The sequence below is a fragment of the Leucobacter sp. 1207-22 genome, from assembly GCF_052850455.1.
Map to the genome: position 1 here is coordinate 378297 of NZ_VXCR01000003.1, position 16968 is coordinate 395264.

General features: G+C 61.2%; 15 protein-coding genes. 12 read left to right on the forward strand and 3 right to left on the reverse strand.

Annotated features, from left to right (window positions below):
- Positions 1-75 precede the first annotated feature (75 nt).
- The 5 genes from FW756_RS07435 (at position 76) to FW756_RS07455 (ending at position 3475) form a co-directional block, all read left to right on the forward strand.
- A complete protein-coding gene (locus FW756_RS07435) occupies positions 76-675 on the forward strand; it encodes an alternate-type signal peptide domain-containing protein (RefSeq protein WP_446429518.1) in 600 nt (199 codons plus the stop codon).
- Positions 676-746: 71 nt separating this feature from the next.
- A complete protein-coding gene (locus FW756_RS07440; protein ID WP_446429519.1) occupies positions 747-1343 on the forward strand; it encodes a signal peptidase I in 597 nt (198 codons plus the stop codon).
- A 1-nt stretch (position 1344) separates the two neighbouring features.
- Entirely contained in the window at positions 1345-1938 is a 594-nt protein-coding gene (locus tag FW756_RS07445; protein WP_446429520.1) for a hypothetical protein, read from the forward strand.
- Positions 1935-2666: a hypothetical protein gene (locus FW756_RS07450; RefSeq protein WP_446429521.1), complete on the forward strand. Its 732-nt coding sequence runs from the start codon at positions 1935-1937 to the stop codon at positions 2664-2666. Before FW756_RS07445 ends, FW756_RS07450 begins: the two co-directional genes overlap by 4 nt.
- The gene (locus FW756_RS07455; protein ID WP_446429522.1) at positions 2666-3475 is read left to right on the forward strand and encodes an LPXTG cell wall anchor domain-containing protein; all 810 of its coding nucleotides are present in this window, start codon (positions 2666-2668) and stop codon (positions 3473-3475) included. Before FW756_RS07450 ends, FW756_RS07455 begins: the two co-directional genes overlap by 1 nt.
- On the opposite strand, the gene FW756_RS07460 is transcribed toward FW756_RS07455, so the two are convergent.
- Positions 3472-6270 (reverse strand): LuxR C-terminal-related transcriptional regulator, encoded by a 2799-nt coding sequence (locus FW756_RS07460; RefSeq protein WP_446429523.1) that lies wholly within the window; start codon positions 6268-6270, stop codon positions 3472-3474. The two genes, FW756_RS07455 and FW756_RS07460, sit on opposite strands and share 4 nt — an antisense overlap.
- A 352-nt stretch (positions 6271-6622) precedes the next feature.
- Here FW756_RS07460 and FW756_RS07465 point away from each other — a divergent pair, with 352 nt between their 5' ends.
- Entirely contained in the window at positions 6623-7054 is a 432-nt protein-coding gene (locus FW756_RS07465; RefSeq protein WP_446429524.1) for a DUF3995 domain-containing protein, read from the forward strand.
- Between the two features lie 206 nt (positions 7055-7260).
- Here the strand turns inward: FW756_RS07465 and FW756_RS07470 are convergent, their stop codons facing one another.
- Together FW756_RS07470 and FW756_RS07475 are read right to left on the reverse strand one after the other, a co-directional pair.
- Positions 7261-8088, reverse strand: a complete 828-nt coding sequence (locus tag FW756_RS07470; protein ID WP_446429525.1) for an SDR family NAD(P)-dependent oxidoreductase — start codon at positions 8086-8088, stop codon at positions 7261-7263.
- 32 nt (positions 8089-8120) lie between these two features.
- Entirely contained in the window at positions 8121-8669 is a 549-nt protein-coding gene (locus FW756_RS07475; RefSeq protein ID WP_446429526.1) for a hypothetical protein, read from the reverse strand.
- Positions 8670-8721: 52 nt separating this feature from the next.
- Here FW756_RS07475 and FW756_RS07480 point away from each other — a divergent pair, with 52 nt between their 5' ends.
- The 6 genes from FW756_RS07480 (at position 8722) to FW756_RS07505 (ending at position 16968) form a co-directional block, all read left to right on the forward strand.
- Positions 8722-9438 (forward strand): CYTH domain-containing protein, encoded by a 717-nt coding sequence (locus FW756_RS07480; protein ID WP_446429527.1) that lies wholly within the window; start codon positions 8722-8724, stop codon positions 9436-9438.
- Positions 9435-9674 (forward strand): HPP family protein, encoded by a 240-nt coding sequence (locus FW756_RS07485; RefSeq protein WP_446429528.1) that lies wholly within the window; start codon positions 9435-9437, stop codon positions 9672-9674. Before FW756_RS07480 ends, FW756_RS07485 begins: the two co-directional genes overlap by 4 nt.
- 129 nt (positions 9675-9803) lie before the next feature.
- Complete coding sequence (locus FW756_RS07490; protein WP_446429529.1) at positions 9804-11225, forward strand: NAD(P)/FAD-dependent oxidoreductase; 1422 nt, start codon at positions 9804-9806, stop codon at positions 11223-11225.
- The gene (locus FW756_RS07495) at positions 11222-11599 is read left to right on the forward strand and encodes a cupin domain-containing protein (protein WP_446429530.1); all 378 of its coding nucleotides are present in this window, start codon (positions 11222-11224) and stop codon (positions 11597-11599) included. The genes FW756_RS07490 and FW756_RS07495 overlap by 4 nt, the downstream gene beginning before the upstream one ends.
- A gap of 51 nt (positions 11600-11650) precedes the next feature.
- Positions 11651-13006, forward strand: coding sequence for a uracil-xanthine permease family protein (locus FW756_RS07500; RefSeq protein WP_446429531.1), 1356 nt, complete (start codon positions 11651-11653; stop codon positions 13004-13006).
- 227 nt (positions 13007-13233) lie between these two features.
- Positions 13234-16968, forward strand: a complete 3735-nt coding sequence (locus tag FW756_RS07505; protein WP_446429532.1) for a DEAD/DEAH box helicase — start codon at positions 13234-13236, stop codon at positions 16966-16968.

A 16968-nucleotide genomic window follows, 5' to 3' on the forward strand; every position in this document is an offset into this window, starting at 1 on the left:
CACTTCTCACGACCGAGGTCGGGAGGCTTCGTGCGCTCAAAACACCAAACTTCACTACGAAAACAGGAGTACATCATGAAGAAATCAACCGCAGGAATCGTTGCAGCTGTCGCCGGAGGCGCACTGCTGCTCGGTGGCTCGACATTCGCCCTCTGGAGCGACAGCGTCAAGGAAGCAGGCGGGCAGATCACCGCAGGTAACCTCGACGTCAACCTCGTCGGCACCACTTGGCAGGACGTCTCGGGAACCACACCGAAGAACATCGATCTTGCCACCTTCAAGATCGTTCCGGGCGACACCATCAAGGGTTCGTTCGCAGTGGATCTCGCGCTCAAGGGCGACAACCTGAACGCAGAGCTTCGTCTCTCGGAGAACGAGGCGCTGCAGGGAGCGCTTGCTTCAGGTCTTGTCGGCCTGAAGTACGAGGTCAAGGACGCCGCAACCGGCAAGGTCGTCGCAGCGAACGAGAACACGGCTGAGGCTGCGCTTCGTCTGGCTCCAGGTGCAAACACCTTCGGCGATGTCACGGTCAACATTCCTGCATCGCTCGGCGGCAACGCAGAGCTTCTTGTAGATGTGACGGTCACGTTCGACCCCGCGACCAGCGCGCGCGACCTGACCGAGACGACCGCAACTCTTGCATCGACGGGCATCGAGCTCGTCCAGGTTCGATAAGACACCTGACTCCTGTTGGTCGGTGCGCGTAGTCGTATGCACTCGCGCACCGACCGGAGCCGGAATCACTCATGAAGCACGGAGCACATGAAGACACCACCCAGATTTCGATCTGGCATGTGGTGCGATCCGCCCTGCTTGGAGTGATCGTCACAGCCGGAATCGCGGTCGCACTCCTTATCGGGGTCATACCGCGTGTCCTTGGCGGGGCCGCGTTGACGGTTTTGACCGGCTCGATGGAACCGACGTACCACCCCGGTGACATGGTGGTATCAGCGCCAAAGGAACGGTACGCGGTTGGCGACGTCGTCACTTTCCAGCCGGTGTCTGACGATCCCACACTCATCACACATCGCGTTGTTGCAGTACGCGCAACCAGCAGCGGGAACGAATACGTGACCCGGGGCGACGCAAACACTGCCGACGATGAGCCGATCGTCGCAGCACAGGTGATGGGGAGCGTGCGCTATCACGTACCGAAAGTCGGGTACGTCTCGATTGCGCTCGGGCAGCACAAACAAGGCATTATCACTGCCGCAGGCGTACTGCTTCTCGGATATGGCGTCGCAACCGTTGTCGGCACACGGATGAAGAAGCGCAGCACGAAGTCCCAAGATGCTGACGCAGCACACGAGCCGGCTCCAGAGCCACAACTGACAGAAGGATGACATGGGGAAGAAACTGAGCTGGCGTCTGCCGATCATTGCAGCCACGGCACTCATTGCTGGAGCAGGTGTCTCTGGTACCACGCTCGCCATGTGGTCGGGCGGATCAACCACCGATGCCTCTGTCATCACCTCGGGAAATCTCAACGCACAGGTGCTTGCACCCGTCTGGCGTGAGACATCGGCTGATGTTGCCGCATCGCCGCACGTGATCGACCCGAATACCTTTCTTGCGCGCCAGGGCGACACTCTGACCGCAACCTACGATTTCCCCGTCACCGCAGCGGGCGACAACCTGCGCACGACCGCGAGCCTGCGTTGGAAGCAAACGCCCAAGCTTCCGGCCGGTGTCACCGGGACGTACGTTATCCAAGATTTGAACGGCGCCGCTATCACCGGTTCGAAGACGATCGGCCAGTCGACCGAAGCACAGCCAGTCCAGCTTCCCGCAACCGACGCGGGGGTACGCGTCGTATTCACCGTGGACCTTGCAACGCTGAGTGACCGGTTTGGCGCGACGAGCGCAGAACAGTCGTTGAACCTCGGAGACTTTGCCGTCGAGTTCGCTCAGGTACGCCCGGATGGAGAGAACTCATGAACGCACACGCAGCGCGCGCCCCGCGCCGTGGCAAAGGCCTACTCGTCGGCTCCCTCGCATTCGCACTGGGCATCGCCGTGACGGCGGGTGCGACCTTTGCGCTGTGGAGTCAGCAGGCTGGTGCGAGCGGATCCGCGCGCACTGGGTTTGAGTCGTTTGCCGCTGGTACCGCCGGAGCAGTTACTCCCGCCGAAAGCGGCAAAGTCTCGTTCGCCATTGGAAAAGATGCGGCCAAGACTCTCCTCGAAAAGAAGGCCGTCGCGATTCCTTTCGAGACAGCGTCAGTGAGCCAGGGCAACAAGGGGCTTACCTACGACATCACCGCACCCAATTGGGGGACGGGCATCTTTGGGGCTTCGCAGCTGGTGCTCGTGAGCGTGCCAAACGCTGCAGGTTGCACGGTGTCGGCAGCGGAGAAGGCTGGCGGGTATGCGTTCACTACCGGATCCGCCCCCGTGCGATCCACAACGGTGACCGCAGATTACTCGACCTCGACCAGCCCAGTCATCGAGCATTGGTGCCTCGTCGCGACGCTCGGAGATGTGCCAGGGTCAGGGTCGTACACGAACACCGCGACCGTCACTGGTACAGACCCCGCAGGTGCCCAGGTGCAGGCATCCGATGATTGGACTGCCCAGGTGCTTGGCAACGTTGATCTCGATGCCGAATCGCAGCACAAGATCAGCCTCACGTACCAGACCTTCCGTCCCGGTCAGGAGAACCAGTGATGACACATACACACCGCACGTCTCGAATGGTGGCGTTCACCGCGGGCGTTGGAATCGTCATCGGCTCGTTCTTCGTGTCGCAGCCAGCGTTCGCCGCAGTTCACGAATCAGAGCCAATGTCTGATGGTGCTGCGATTGAGCTTGCGTGGGCTGATGGCGCTCCGGTTTCTGCGACTGAGAGCTTCTTCGGAATGCCCGTTGCCGTGCCTGGTGATCGTGCAGAGCGCACGATCAAGGTCAAGAACGTTGGTCCTGGCCCAGCGGTGTTGTATGCCGACATCCGTGAGGTTTCACTGCTCGCGCCAGGTGCTCCAGACGTGCATCACAACGCGGATCACGTGGCGCCTGAAGGCTCAGACGACTTTGCAGGCGCAGGTGACCAGGGCGACTTTTATGACGACGTCAAGATCACCTGGAACGGCGGTGAAGCCTCGTTCACCGAGCTCGCAGCTGCTGGCATCACTGACATCGCGGAGGTGCCGGTTAAACGTGGCGAGACTGTTGAGCTGACGCTCTCATACGATTTCCCAGCTGAATCGACCTCTGGAAACGGGGCGAATGTGGATCCTCGAGAAGCGACCTTCGATGTGCTGTTTACCCTGAGCGGTGACACTGACGAGATTTGGCCTTCGAAGCCGCTTCCAGAGAAGCCCTCACCTGGCGGAACAACTGGACAAGAACACGGGCTCGCGAATACCGGTGGTACTCAGCTGAACCTGCTGCTGGTCGGAGCGACTGTGCTCGTGGGCGCTGGTGGCTCCCTCGTTGTTGCGCGGCGCAAGCATGCACAACGGGACGAAGTCGCCTAGTCGACGCGCGCCTCGTAGAACACCTTTGCGATCTCGCCGCGCGACGTCAGGTCGAGCTTGGTGAGAATGTTGGAGACGTGGAATCGAACTGTCGCTGGCGAAATCACCAGGGTTTGAGCGATGTTATTCGTCGAGTGGCCCTCAGCGATGAAGTTCGCAATTTCTAGCTCGCGCGGTGTCAGCCCGTCAAGTGGGGTGCTCGCAGTTGGCAGCGCGGGAGCCTGCGGCCTGGTCTCATTCACAGCCTGAAGTTCGGCGAGATCCGCCGCGGCGCCCAGCGTCGTGAATATCTGTTGTGCCTGGGTCGTCCACGAGTCTGCGGCGGTGTGTTGCCCGGTCGACCGCAGGTAGTGCACGAAGTCACGAATCGTTCGACCGCGATACAACGGAAGCTCAGTTGCCGCAATTGCACGCTCAAACGCCCGCTCAATGGCAGGGTCAGCGATGCGCGGATCTTTCTGTGCCGCATAGGCAAGCTTGGCGGAGAGCCAGTCAATCGTGCCGTAGGTCTCGTACCAGTCTGCTCCGTTGCGGCGTGTGAGATCCGCGATGAGGAGTTCGGCAGAAACGAAGTCACCCAGCGCGATGAACGAGAGCGTGCGATAAGTGAGAAAACCGTGCCGCGTTGACGTGAACGTGCGGTATCGGTGAGGCTCGGTCAGCGCGATCACTTCGGCGTGCTGTCCTGCGAGGAAGGCGGCCTCGACCTCAGCGAAGAGCACCAGATCGATGCCGTAGGCCTCCCAGTGCAAGTTGTAGAGCCGCTGAGCGCCGAGCTGATACGGCGCGGGATCTTCGGCTCCCGTGAGAGTCGCAAGCCACGCGTGCAGCGCTGACAGAGTCAGTCGGACCTCGACATCAAGGAACTCGTATGCCTGCTGCTCGAACTGCTTCACGAGTTGGAGCGCTTCGTTGAAGCGGCCGCGTAGCGCGAGGGTGTGAGCGTAGATGATGCGAATCCCGCCAGCCGACCACGGCCGAGGCTGCCCCTCGAGCAGGTGAAAGCCCTCGCTGGCAAGCTCGTATGCCTGCGAGACGCGACCGAGCGACATCGCTGCACCCGCGAGCGCTACGAGCACATCGATCTTGTGCGGTGTGGGTCGCAGCGCCATCGCTCGGTCGACCAGCCGGGGGAGTCGATCGGCGATTTCTTCGTTCTTCCCCTCAATCGAGAGTGGAACCAGACGGAAACACTCAAGCAAGAGTTCGTACTCGCGCGGGGCAACCATCCACGCAAGGCGCTGGTCGCTCAACTCATCAGGTGACTCTGGTGCTGTTGCCCACAACTCCAGCGCGGGTGCGATGAGACGACTAACAGCTGCGGTGTCACGGCTGCGGAGCTGCGCGATGACGACGAGGAACGAAACGAATGCCTGGATGGTCTTCGTATCAGGTGAATCGTCGGTGAGCGCGAGGAGCGCAGTGATGCGTTCCATGGGGTCGTGATCCTTCAACTGATAAGTGCGGATGAGGATCGCGAGGCATTCGCGCAGCGGCGAGTTCGGAAGTGCCTCGACCTTTGTGAGGAGGTCGAGTACCAAGAACCCTGCCTTGTGCCTAAAGCAGTGCAGCAACAGTTCAATGAGGAGGTCATCGTGCTCGGCGCCCTCAGTGATCTGTAGGCATCGGCGGATCGTCTCATTGACAAAGATGACGTTGTTGACAGCGAGTGCGTCTTGCACGTCCTGATCGACGGCCTCACGAAGCTCTGGGGTGAGTGTCGTTGCTGCACGAAGCGCGAATACCAGTGAGCGGTGGCCGTAGGTCAACGATGCGAGCGCACTGAGAATTTCTTTGGACCGCTCCACAGACATGAAGCTGTCGTCTGAATCTGCAGACTCGACAAGCAGCGGGTGCCCAGGTGCGAGTGAATCGCCAAAGTCCACCTCGTGAACGAGCTCGTGTGTGAGTGCTTCAGACGTGTCGATGGGAAGTTGCAGCAGGTCTGCAACGCGCAAAACTGTGCTGAGCTCGATGGGTGTCGCCGCGAGCGTGACGATCTCAACAGCGAACTGACCGGCTGGTGTCAGCGATGTGTATCGTTCGACAAGCTGGGAATTATCGCGCCCTTTTTGCAGTCGAGCGGGGAAGTCTGTGCGCAGGTGCAGACTTTGCGCTTCTTCTTGCGTGAGCTCATCAAACATGCTGCTCACCTGGGCGAATGACCCGCCTGTGAGGTCACGCACGCGCTGCGCCATCTTCCGCGAGATGCCAGTGCCAAACCGGTCGAGCGCCATGTCTTGCACGTCAACAACTGAAAGTTCGAGCAACTCGATGCATTGCCAGTTCTGGTGCAGTGGGGCTTCATCCTGCAGGTGCCACATTAGTGTGTGCTCTTCTACTGGCGGGCGAGAGGCGAGCACGAAGAAGACGCCACGGCCTGCAAGACGAGGCACGATGTAGCGCAGGATCTGAGTGGAATCGGGGTCCGCCCACTGCATGTCATCGAGCAGGATCGTGCGGACCCGGTGTGAAACCGGTGGCACCAGACGGTGAATGAGTAGCCGAGCAATGTCGTCAGGCTCTGTCTGTGCGCTGAGGAGACCTGGCACGTCAAGGCCAGCGCCGAGGAGCCGCTCGATGAGCGCATATCGGGTCTGCTGCTCGTTTTCGTCGGCTGCTGCGACGTGGATCGGGCCAAGCTCAGCGGCAGACGCCGTCTCTCGGAGACGCTTCAGGAAGAACGTCTTTCCAAGACCGCTTGTGCCAACCACCAGGAGCAATCCACCGTTGTTTGCCTGCGCCGCATCAATGTACATTTCTGCTTCACGGGCGCGGCGGGTGTTCGGATTCATTTGGGTAATTTAGACAATCTCTGAAAGACCTGAAGCGAGAAAGCTCACAGGTGTAACTTAAGTCTTCACCTTAGCGAGCTTTGCGTCAATGGCTGACGCGAAGTGAGTGCGCTGTTGAGGCAGCGACCGAGTGAAAGCTCGAAGAACCAGCATCAAATAGACAGGTTTCTTGGGTGCTTGAAATATGTAATACATAGGAAACGCTAGTCCTGTGATCTGATAGTTCTCCGAGTTTTCTTTCGTTTTGTAGTCCTGGAAATGCGGAGCTAGGGAATGTTTGGGCGCGTTTGTTGCAGTCCACAATCGAAGCTTTCCCGCGGATTTCGGTGACTGGGCAAGTTATGCTGGCGGCATGCGTCGAGCGTTCACTACCTCAGCACGGGTCATCGGGTTCACCGGACTTGCTGCCGTCTCAGCTCTGCACGTTGCGTGGGCTGCGGGGTCCTCCTGGCCCGCCAAGAACAAGAAGAAACTGGCGGAAGCGACAGTTGGCTCGGCGATTGAGATGCCTGAAGCCGGTCCCACGCTTATAGTTGCTGCCGGTACGGGTACAGCGGCGCTCTTGGCAACAGGGATGCTCGGAAACGGGCGCATGCAGCGCACCGGACTTCGCCTCATGGGCAGTGCGCTCGTTCTCCGCTCTGTGCTTGGCGGTGAGGCTGCACTCGCAGTATTGGGGCTTCCCGAATCAGGGAAGAAGTTTCGTGAGCTTGACGAGAAGTACTATCGCCCGCTGACAGCGGTACTCGGGGTTGCACTTTGGGTGGCGGGTGCGAAGCGCTGATCCGCGCCCGCGTCGCTAATTCGCCGTGCCCGTGCGCCGTGCTCGTGCGCTAACCCGGTGAAACGTGCCGCTTCTTGCAACGAGTCCACTTTCATGCGCAAATAACGCCCGTTCTCGGGAAAAACGGTCGTTCTCGCGGGGGTCGGGAGGGAGCAGGGAGCCGGGAGCAAAGAGCGCAGGAACTCAGGCCACGCGCAGCGGGTCAGCTACCAGCCGCCCTGCTCGTCCTGGATCGTGTTGCCGCCGTCCACCGCGATCACCTGGCCGGTAACGTACGATGCCCCCGGTGAGGCAAGGAACTCAATAAGGGCAGCAACCTCGTCCGGGGTGCCAGACCGGCCGAGAGGTGTGGCATCACCCATCCGGTTCTCGTGTTCGGTGGCTGAGCCGGTGTTGATCCACCCCGGAGCGACGGCGTTCGACGTCACTCCTGTGTCTGCGAGGTCGACGGCGAGTGAGCGGGTGAGACCGACAAGTCCTGCCTTGGCCGCGTGGTAGCCGACGTCACCGCGGTAGGCCATGAGCGGTCCCGAGACCGACGAGACGGTGACAATGCGCCCGTGCTGGGCCTCGGAAAGATGCGGGATCGCGTTGCGAGTGACGAGATATGCAGTAGTGAGATTTCGTTTCAGCGCATGTTCCCAGCCGGTGCGGTCGAGCGCGGTGGCAGGCTGCGGATCCTCAGGGTCTGACACCGAAGTCATACCAGCGTTGTTCACAAGAACATCGAGCCGACCAAAAGCAGACAGCGTGCTCGAGACGAGATGTTCGGCCCCTTCCTCAGTGGTGAGGTCGGCGGTGACCCCGATGGCAACCGGTTGTCCGAGTGGAACGTCAATGGAGCCCAGTTCGGTTGCGAGCGCGTTGAGTTCTGCGGCGCGCTCGTGGATCCGCCCCGTGGTTGCTCCGATGGCCACGTGATAGCCAGCGCGAACGAGGCGGGTTGCAGCTGCGAAGCCGATGCCGGTGGGGGAGCCAGCGCCCGAAATGAGTGCTACGCGGCTGTGCTGAGGGGCGGTATGCGACATTGCCATGGTGTGAGCATACGGCCTCGTGGGTGAGACTGTTAGGCGCCCTGCGGCGGGTTCACCAAGAATTCAAGTCGCTCAGACAGGTAAGTAGCGAGCACTGGCGCGCCTTCGAGCCCCGCTCCTGCACGCCACCGTACCCGCAGTTCGCCGTCGGCGATGCCGAGCGGAAGCGAAGTATCTGCAACGCAAGCAGCAAGACCCTCGTCAGTAAACGGTAAGGCTGTAGCGTCGTAGTTGACGGAGGTGCCCTCGGGATAGCCGCCGCGAAGTGCCGCTGCAGCAATCTCACGGCGTTCTTCACGTGATACTGAGGTGTTGTTCGGACGGCCACGCTCTGCAGCACGGGTGACCGAGCCTGCTGCGTACAGCAGCGGTTCGCCAGGGGCGGGATCGTCTGAGCGGAGCAGCAGCGTACCGAGTCGCCACACCTGACCCACGGGGCGCATGCGTGCGGCACGGGTGATGAGGAACTTGCGTCGCTCAGGCAGATACTCGGCAAACTCTTCTGGCGCTACCTCTGCGGCGATAAGTCGAGCGCGCGTCTCGGTGAGCGTAGCGATGCCGCGCTGAAGCAGGTTATCCACATCGCTAGTGTATCGAGCGGCGGCGACTGCGCTCCCTCGTTAGGCTTGGAACATGAGCGAACAGAAGGCGCACGAATCCATCGAGGTCGAACGAAAGTATGACGTCGCATGGGGTGCCGAAGTGCCAGCAGATTTTGACTCTGCAGGCTTGCGTGTTGCTGAGCGTGTTGAACATCGCATGGTGGCCCGTTACTTCGACACCCGTGATGGCGCACTGGGCAAGCAGCGAGTCGCGGTGCGGGTGCGCGAGGGTGGCGCTGATGCTGGCTGGCACCTGAAAGAAAAGAATGAGCTTGGTGCACGGGAACTTGCCTGGCCGCCCGCTCCTGAAATGCCTGCGGGCCTGGTAGACGAAATCCGTACGCGGATCGGCGATGCAGTTGGCAGCGTTCAGGTCATTGCCGAGATTGCGACGACGCGCCTTGCGATCCGTTTGGTGAATGAGCTCGGAGAAGACCGAATTGAGCTTGCTGACGATCGGGTGGTAGCTCGCGACGAGCGTGCTGGTGTCAGTCGTGCGTGGCGTGAGTGGGAAGCTGAGTCGATTGCGCCAGAGGGTGCAGGTGTTGGTGTGACTGCGCTCGATGCCCTTGAGCCGGTGCTGCTCGCGGCGGGCGCAGTGGTCTCGCCAAGCTTTGCGAAGATTGCACGCGCAACGGGGCAACTTGCTGCAATTGCCGAGCACAAGGGCGCGCCTACTGATCTGGTGACAAAACTCTCAGCAATGGATCAGGCCGATCAAGACGCGGCGCGTAGGCTGGGAGCATGAGCAAGAAGCCAGTGAACTCGGGCCGCAATGGCAAGAACTCGAAGCCCGAAGTGAGCCCTGAAGCGCGGCGTAAGCAGATCATCGTGGCGCTCATTATGGGCGCTGTCATGGGGCTCATTCTGAGCTTGCTCACACAGTTCTGGCTGTGGCTCCCTGCTGGCCTCGCGATGGGTCTTGCTACCGGCGCAATCATGCGTCCACCAGCAGACGAAGACACGAACAAACGTCGGAAGTAAACCGCGAGTGTGATTAGTCAATGGCTTTGACTAATCACTAGCGTTCTGCTCGATGTTGTGGAAAGATCGTGAACGGTACTGACACCCGCGTTCGCAAGAGCGCAGGGGTTCAACTAGACAAGGACGTTCATGGAACCCACCATTTTCGAGACAAATCCACCCGCAGCACACACGGTTGACGCATCGCTCGCTGACACCAAGCTCGCGTGCTTCTGGCTCGACGACATTCGCGATTCGGCAGCTCGCTACCCGAAGCTCGGCAATGACCTCACCGCAGACGACGTGGTCGTTGGCGGCGGTTACGCTGGGCTGTGGACTGCCATCAAGCTCAAGGCCGAGCACCCCGAGCGCCGTATCGTGCTGCTTGAAGCGGTCGAGGTCGGGTGGGCAGCATCCGGGCGCAACGGTGGCTTCTGCGAAGCAAGCATCACCCACGGCGAGCCCAACGCTGAGGCGCGCTGGCCGAACGAAACTGGCATCCTTCGTCGCCTTGGCTACGAGAACCTCGACGCAATCGAGAAGTTCATCGCAGACAACAAGCTTGACGCAGAGTTTGAGCGCAATGGCGCCCTCAGCGTCGCGAATGCGCCGTACCAGGTCGATTGGCTCGGCGAGAGTCCAGATCCGCTCGTGCAAACGCTGAACGCCGAGGAAACTCGGAAGCGTATTAACTCACCCACCTTCCTCGGCGGCGAGTACTCGCCCCGTGAGAACGCGAGCATCCACCCGGCAAAGCTCGCCGCTGAACTCGCTCGTCACGCGACCGAGATCGGCGTAGAGATTTTCGAGCGCTCACCAGTCACCAAGCTCGAGGGTGACAAGTTCGGGCCGATCCGCCTTGTCACTGATGCGGGCACCGTGAGCGCTGAGCGCGCCGCGCTCTGCACCAATGTCTTCCCATCGCTGCTCAAGCGCTACCGCCTGCACACTGTTCCGGTCTACGACTACGTGCTGATGACTGAACCCCTCACCGACGCTCAGTTGAAGTCGATCGGTTGGGAGGGCCGTGAGGGCCTCGCCGACATGGCGAACCAGTTCCACTACTCACGCCTGACCACTGACAACCGCATTCTCTGGGGCGGTTACGACGCTGTCTACTTCACTGGTGGCAAGATCAAGGCCGAATACGAAGATCGCATGGAGAGCCACCGCCGTCTTGCAAGTCACTTCTTCACGACGTTCCCGCAGCTGGAAGGACTGAAGTTCACACACCGTTGGGCCGGTGTCATCGACACGAGCACCCGCTTCTGTGCCTTCTTTGGCGAGGCATTCGGTGGTCGCGTGCAGTACGTCTCTGGCTTCACTGGTCTCGGCGTTGGTACGACCCACTTCGCGGCAGACGTCATCGTCGACCGTCTGGAAGGTCGCGTCACTGAGCGCACCGAGGTCGAAATGGTCAAGAAGGTGCCGCTGCCCTTCCCGCCAGAGCCCGCGGCCTCCATCGGCATCAACGCGACGCGCTGGGCACTTGACCGTGCCGACCACAACCAGGGCAAGCGCAACATGTTGCTGAAGACCCTTGACGCTCTCGGCCTTGGGTTCGACTCGTGAGCGCCGAACTGCTTCCCGAGGGCAAGAATCTCGCGGTCAGTGCAACAACCACCCCGATCGAGCTTGAGCCAGTTGACGCCGCAGACACGGTGTCGGGCTTGCCTCGCCAGGGCATCGCAGAGCTCGGCACGATGGGAACCGCTGATGTCGGCATCTGGGAGCTCCGCGAAGGCATCGTGACCGATACCGAGGTTGACGAGCTGTTTGTCGTGCTTTCCGGCGGCGCGCGGATCGAGTTCCTCGACAACGAAAACAACGTCATCGATGGGCCCGTTGAGGTCGCTCAGGGTGACGTCATGCGACTCGTTGGCGGGTCCCGTACGCGCTGGACTGTGGAAAATCACATCCGCAAGGTGTATATCGCCTCAGAATAGGGCTAAAGTCTTTCGAGGAATATTTCAGCTCCACCGAAAGGAACACAGGGGATGGCCTGGAAGCAGCACGGTGACGGAAAGCACGTCGCACCCGATGCAATCGTTCTCCCTGAGGAGCGATTGAGCTGGCCGAAAACCATTGGTTTTGGCGCGCAGCATGTTGTCGCAATGTTTGGCGCTACCTTCTTGGTGCCGCTCATTACGGGCTTCCCGCCCAGCGCGACGCTTTTCTTCTCGGGTCTCGGTACGATCCTCTTCCTGCTGCTGACGGGTAACCGTCTGCCGAGTTACCTCGGTTCTTCGTTCGCGTTCATCGCGCCGATCACCGCGGCACTTGCTGGCGGGCCTGAGGGTGACCTGTCACGTGCGTCGTTTGGCATCCTGTCGATCGGTGTGCTGATGGCGATCGTCGGCGTCATCGTGCAGAAGTTTGGCACCGGCTGGATCAATGCGCTCATGCCGCCCGTTGTCATGGGCACCATTGTCGCCCTCATCGGTTTCAACCTGGCGCCCGCTGTCAAGAACAACTGGAACGCAACCGAGAATTCGGGATGGGTCGCACTCATCACGATTGTTTCGGTGCTGCTCATCACGATGCTCTTCCGTGGTCTCATTGGCCGCCTGTCGATCGTGCTTGGCATGGTCGTCGGGTACATCGCGGCGATCCTCTTTGGCGAGATCGACTTCACCGCGGTGAAGGAAGCAGCGTGGATCGGTCTCCCCGAATTCCACCTGCCGGCAAACCCGTTCAGCGATCCCGCACTGTGGGGCCTGCTGCCGATGTTCATTCCCGTTGTGCTCGTGCTGATCGCCGAGAACGTCGGTCACGTGAAGAGCGTCGGCCTGATGATCAACCGCGACCTCGACCCCGTCACGGGACGGGCGCTGTTGGCTGACGGCATTTCGACGATGCTTGCTGGCTTTGGCGGCGGATCGGGCACAACTACCTACGGCGAAAACATCGGCGTCATGGCGGCAACGCGTGTCTACTCGACGGCTGCCTACTGGGTCGCTGGCATCATCGCGATCCTGCTGGGCTTCTGCCCGAAGGTCGGCGCCGTGATCTTCACGGTTCCCGCGGGTGTGCTCGCAGGTGTCACGGTTGCGCTGTACGGTCTCATCGGCCTGATCGGTGTGAAGATCTGGATCGACAACAAGGTCGACTTCTCGAAGCCGATCAACCAGTTCACCGCGGCTGTCGCGCTCATCGTCGGTATCGCCGACTTCGGCCTCACTGTCGGCAGCGAAGCGAACCCGATCGTCTTCAATGGCATCGCGCTCGGCACAATCGCCGCAGTCGGTGTGTACCACCTCATGCGTCTCGCAGCGAAGGTGCGCGGCGGTGAACCCGTCGTTGCAGATCCAGTCGTGACCGGCGGCATCGTTGTGAACGCCGACGACAAGTAATCGAACCTGCGTGAGAGGCGCGGCACCCGATCATCGGGGTGCCGCGCCTCTCTGCGTGTGGGGTGTAAATCGGTCAGGTTGACTCGAAACACACCGGCTTCATACTGCGGAAATCATGCTTGAACGCTTATGGTGTGGTTGTGTGGAGTGCTGACCGTCGAGAATCAACCGACCCAACAGGTTCGGATGATCCGCGCGCCTCGAACACCGGTAGTGAGGAGGCCGCCATGCCACAGGAACAGACGGCCGAGCAGCTGACTGAACAGCTCGGCGGGCCAACGGCAGTCGTTGATGCGAACTCTCGTGAGCACGCGCAGTGGCGCGAACAGCTCTCGCGCATTGGTGGCCACAGCCCGCTCCTGCACTTTGATGATCACCCCGCGAACCGGATCGAGCTCTCTTCCACGCATCCGGGCGGCCTGCCACAGTTCATCAGTGGAAACAAGATTTTGCTGTCTGCGCTGATCCGCGACGACCTCGCACTGCGTCACGCACGGTTCGCAGCAGCTCGCGTTACCGACAAGGCTGTCGAGATGCGCACTGTACGCGGACTTGAGACGGTCAACCTCGCTGTCGGCCTTGCGAAGTGGACCTTCGAAGGCACCGATTTCTGCGCGCCTGTGCTGCTGCGCCCGCTCGCGATTCGACGTTACGGTCGCGACTTTGAGCTCAAGCTCAAGCAGTTCCCTGTGGTGAACTCTGAGCTGATCCGCGTACTGCACGAACAGTTCGGCATCATGCTCGATGCGCGCACGCTTATTGAGCTGTCTCAGACCGAGGGCGTGTTCAAGCCGCAGCCAGTGATCGATCGTCTGCGTCAGATGGTTGCAGGGGTCGCCGGTTTCGAGGTGCAGCCGCGCCTCATTGTGTCGTCGTTCCACAACGTCTCACAGCAGATGGTTGCGGATGCGCGTGACCTCGACATTCCCGTGCTCGACGCGATCTGTGGCAGTGAGCCGGCTCAGCAGGCGCTGCGCGACAGCTACCGTCCGGTCGACGCAGCGTCTCCTGACCACCGTGCGCCAGATACCGATCGAAATCTCTACGATTCTGACGCTGAGCAAGATGACGTGCTCGCGCAGATCAGCGCCGGGCACTCGCTCGTCGTACGCACGCTTCCTGGTACCGGTGGCACGCAGACCGTCGCAAACGCGATCGGCAATCTCGTGCGTGACGGCAAGCGCGTGCTGGTCGTGTCCCCACGCCGCGCGACGCTCGATGGCATTGCGCATCGCTTGTCGCGTGCGTCACTTACCGGCCTTGCCGTCTCACCGCGTCGCTTGCGCCGCAACCTCGTTGAGGCGATCAGCCGCAACGAGAATTCGCAGCCTGAACAGCTGCGTGACGTTGATGACGCACTCGTTCGTCTGCGCGGAGTGCTGCTGGACTACGGCAATGCGCTCAACCAGAAGGACTCGCGCTACGGAGTCTCGCCGGTGGAAGCGCTCCGCAAGCTTGCGCTGCTTTCGCGCACTGCAGAGCCGCCAGCCACGACCGTGCGTCTCGACGATCAGGCCCTTGGCCAGCTCGCGATTGACCGGTCGTCGGTTGCTGACGCGCTCACCGAGGTCGCACGCCTCGGACAGTTTGAATACGGTCCAGAAGATTCGCCGTGGTACGGCGTCTCGTTCGACACGACCGAAGAAGCACGCGCGGCATACGCGCTCGCAGTAGACCTCGCTGAGTCACAGCTGCCCCGCCTGGTCTCAATGGCAAACGAGGTCATCGGTCAGACCTCAATGCGCCCGTACGAGACGGTTGCCGAACTCGGTGTCTACCTGCGTCTGCTCATGGGCGTGCGTGATACGCTCGACCGCTTCACACCGCAGGTGTACGACCGTTCGCTCACCGAGGTCATTGCGGCGCACAGCCCCCGAAGTGCTTCTGGTGAAGAGATGACGAACGCCAACAAGCGTCGTCTGAAGAAGCTTGCACGCGAGTACGTGCGCCCCGGCGTGAGCATCACAGACATGTACTCGCGTCTCGTGCAGATTCAGCAGCAGCGCGTGCTCTGGCAGCGCTACTCGACCGTTGCCGGTGCACGCCCTGAGGTTCCGCTCGGCATTGCAGACGTCGTTGTTGCTTTCCAGTCTGCGTACGAAGATCTCGACAAGCTTGACCGGATTCTCGGAACCTCGGCAGAGTCGAGCCGTCTGAAGAATTTGCAGCTTGGCGCTTTGGCTCAGCGCGTCGCTGATCTTGCTCAAGAGTCAGAAGTACTCAAGAACATCCAAGAGCGCACGACCATCGTTGAGCGCCTGCGTGGGGCGAACCTGCAGCCGCTGCTCGATGACCTCTCCGCACGGCACGTGCCTGCAGACCAGGTTTCGGCAGAGTTGGAACTCTCATGGTGGCAGTCGGCACTCGAACGCATGCTGCAGACGAACCCGGCCCTACTCAGCGCAAACACGAGCGTCATTGAGCGGCTTGAAGCAGACTTCCGTCTCGTTGACGACGCACACGCTGGAGCCAACGGAGCACAGCTCGCCGCGTCGCTTTCTGATAGCTGGCGTGTGGCAGTGCTCGACCACAAGCAAGAGGCTCTCGCGCTGCGAGGTGCGCTCCGCAGCGGATACGCATCGGTCGGTATGCTCCAGCGCCACTCACCAGCGCTGCTGTCGGCACTGGCACCGGTCTGGACGATGTCGCCGTACGAGGTCTTCCAGCTGCCAGAGTCAATGCGCTTCGATACGGTGCTGCTCGTCGACGCCGGCGCGACGACGCTTGCCGAGAACCTCGGTGCGATCCGCCGCGCAAAGCAGGTTGTCGCATTCGGTGACCAGATCACGCAGTCGCCGTCACCGTTTGAGATTGCAGTGACCGGTGCGGGAACGACGCGCGATCCGCTCCCTGAGACCGCTGAGGATTCGGCGCTCACCGAGCTTGCCGAAGTACTGCCCCAGCTCTCGCTCACGCGGAGCTACCGGGCAGGCGGCGAAGACCTCACGAACCTCGTGAACTCGCGGTTCTACAACGGTGAGATTCAGTCGCTCCCGTGGGCAGGAAGCTACCTGGGTCACTCGAGCCTCAATTACGAATTCGTGCCGCACGGCCAGGGCCTGCCCGATCAACACACTGGCGCGGTCGAGAGCACCGACGCCGAAGTTGACCGCGTGGTACAGATGGTGCTGCAGCACGCTGACGAGCGCCCGAGCGAATCGCTCATGGTCATCACCGCGAGCGCAAAGCATGCGGTGCGTGTGAACCAAGCGGTGCTAAAAGCATTCGCGAAGTACCCGCAGTACCGTGAGTTCCTGCTCGGTGATCGAGCGGAACCCTTCGGCGTTCTCACCCTCGAACAGGCGACCGCGCAGAGCCGTGACCGTGTGATCTTCTCGATCGGCTACGGCCGTACCCCGCACGGCCGCGTGCTGTCGAACTTCGGCTCGCTCGGTCAGCCAGGTGGCGAGAAGCTCATCGCGGTTGCGATGACCCGAGCGCGACGTGCAATGACGATTGTGAGCTGCTTCAAACCAGAAGACCTCGATAGTGATCGTTTGAAGCACGGCGTTGTCGAACTCGCTGAGCTGCTTGCGTTCGATGCGCCCGCGGCTGCTCCCGAGGTGCTGCCGTCAGAGGCGGATCCGCTCGTGAGTGACCTTGCTGTTCGCCTCGAGGAGCTTGGACTCAACGTCACCCTCGACTACCACGGTGTCATTCCGCTCGCGGCGTCGTTCGGCGATGCCGTGATCGCAGTTGACTTCGACCTCGGCGAGCATCCTGAGAGCCTGCGTGAGGCCTTGCGCTTGCGACCTGCAGTGCTGCGTCGCCTCGGCTGGCACTACCAGCGCGTGCAGCGGTTCGACCTGTTCTCTGACGCAGGTGCGGTTGCTGAACGCATTGCGCGGGTCTTGGGACGTGACGAGGCTGCTCGTCGTGCGGCCGAGTCTGGTGCAGACGAGGGCGGATCAGGTGCCGAGACCGGCGTCATCGCCGACGCGACTGACACCCAGGCGTACTAG

Coding starts and splice junctions, on each gene's coding strand:
- FW756_RS07465 (WP_446429524.1), top strand. CDS start 6,623: ATGCGTCGAGCGTTCACTACCTCAGCACGGGTCATCGGGTTCACCGGA.
- FW756_RS07460 (WP_446429523.1), bottom strand. CDS start 6,270: ATGAATCCGAACACCCGCCGCGCCCGTGAAGCAGAAATGTACATTGAT.
- FW756_RS07485 (WP_446429528.1), top strand. CDS start 9,435: ATGAGCAAGAAGCCAGTGAACTCGGGCCGCAATGGCAAGAACTCGAAG.
- FW756_RS07505 (WP_446429532.1), top strand. CDS start 13,234: ATGCCACAGGAACAGACGGCCGAGCAGCTGACTGAACAGCTCGGCGGG.
- FW756_RS07500 (WP_446429531.1), top strand. CDS start 11,651: ATGGCCTGGAAGCAGCACGGTGACGGAAAGCACGTCGCACCCGATGCA.
- FW756_RS07490 (WP_446429529.1), top strand. CDS start 9,804: ATGGAACCCACCATTTTCGAGACAAATCCACCCGCAGCACACACGGTT.
- FW756_RS07435 (WP_446429518.1), top strand. CDS start 76: ATGAAGAAATCAACCGCAGGAATCGTTGCAGCTGTCGCCGGAGGCGCA.
- FW756_RS07455 (WP_446429522.1), top strand. CDS start 2,666: ATGACACATACACACCGCACGTCTCGAATGGTGGCGTTCACCGCGGGC.
- FW756_RS07440 (WP_446429519.1), top strand. CDS start 747: ATGAAGCACGGAGCACATGAAGACACCACCCAGATTTCGATCTGGCAT.
- FW756_RS07480 (WP_446429527.1), top strand. CDS start 8,722: ATGAGCGAACAGAAGGCGCACGAATCCATCGAGGTCGAACGAAAGTAT.
- FW756_RS07470 (WP_446429525.1), bottom strand. CDS start 8,088: ATGGCAATGTCGCATACCGCCCCTCAGCACAGCCGCGTAGCACTCATT.
- FW756_RS07445 (WP_446429520.1), top strand. CDS start 1,345: ATGGGGAAGAAACTGAGCTGGCGTCTGCCGATCATTGCAGCCACGGCA.
- FW756_RS07450 (WP_446429521.1), top strand. CDS start 1,935: ATGAACGCACACGCAGCGCGCGCCCCGCGCCGTGGCAAAGGCCTACTC.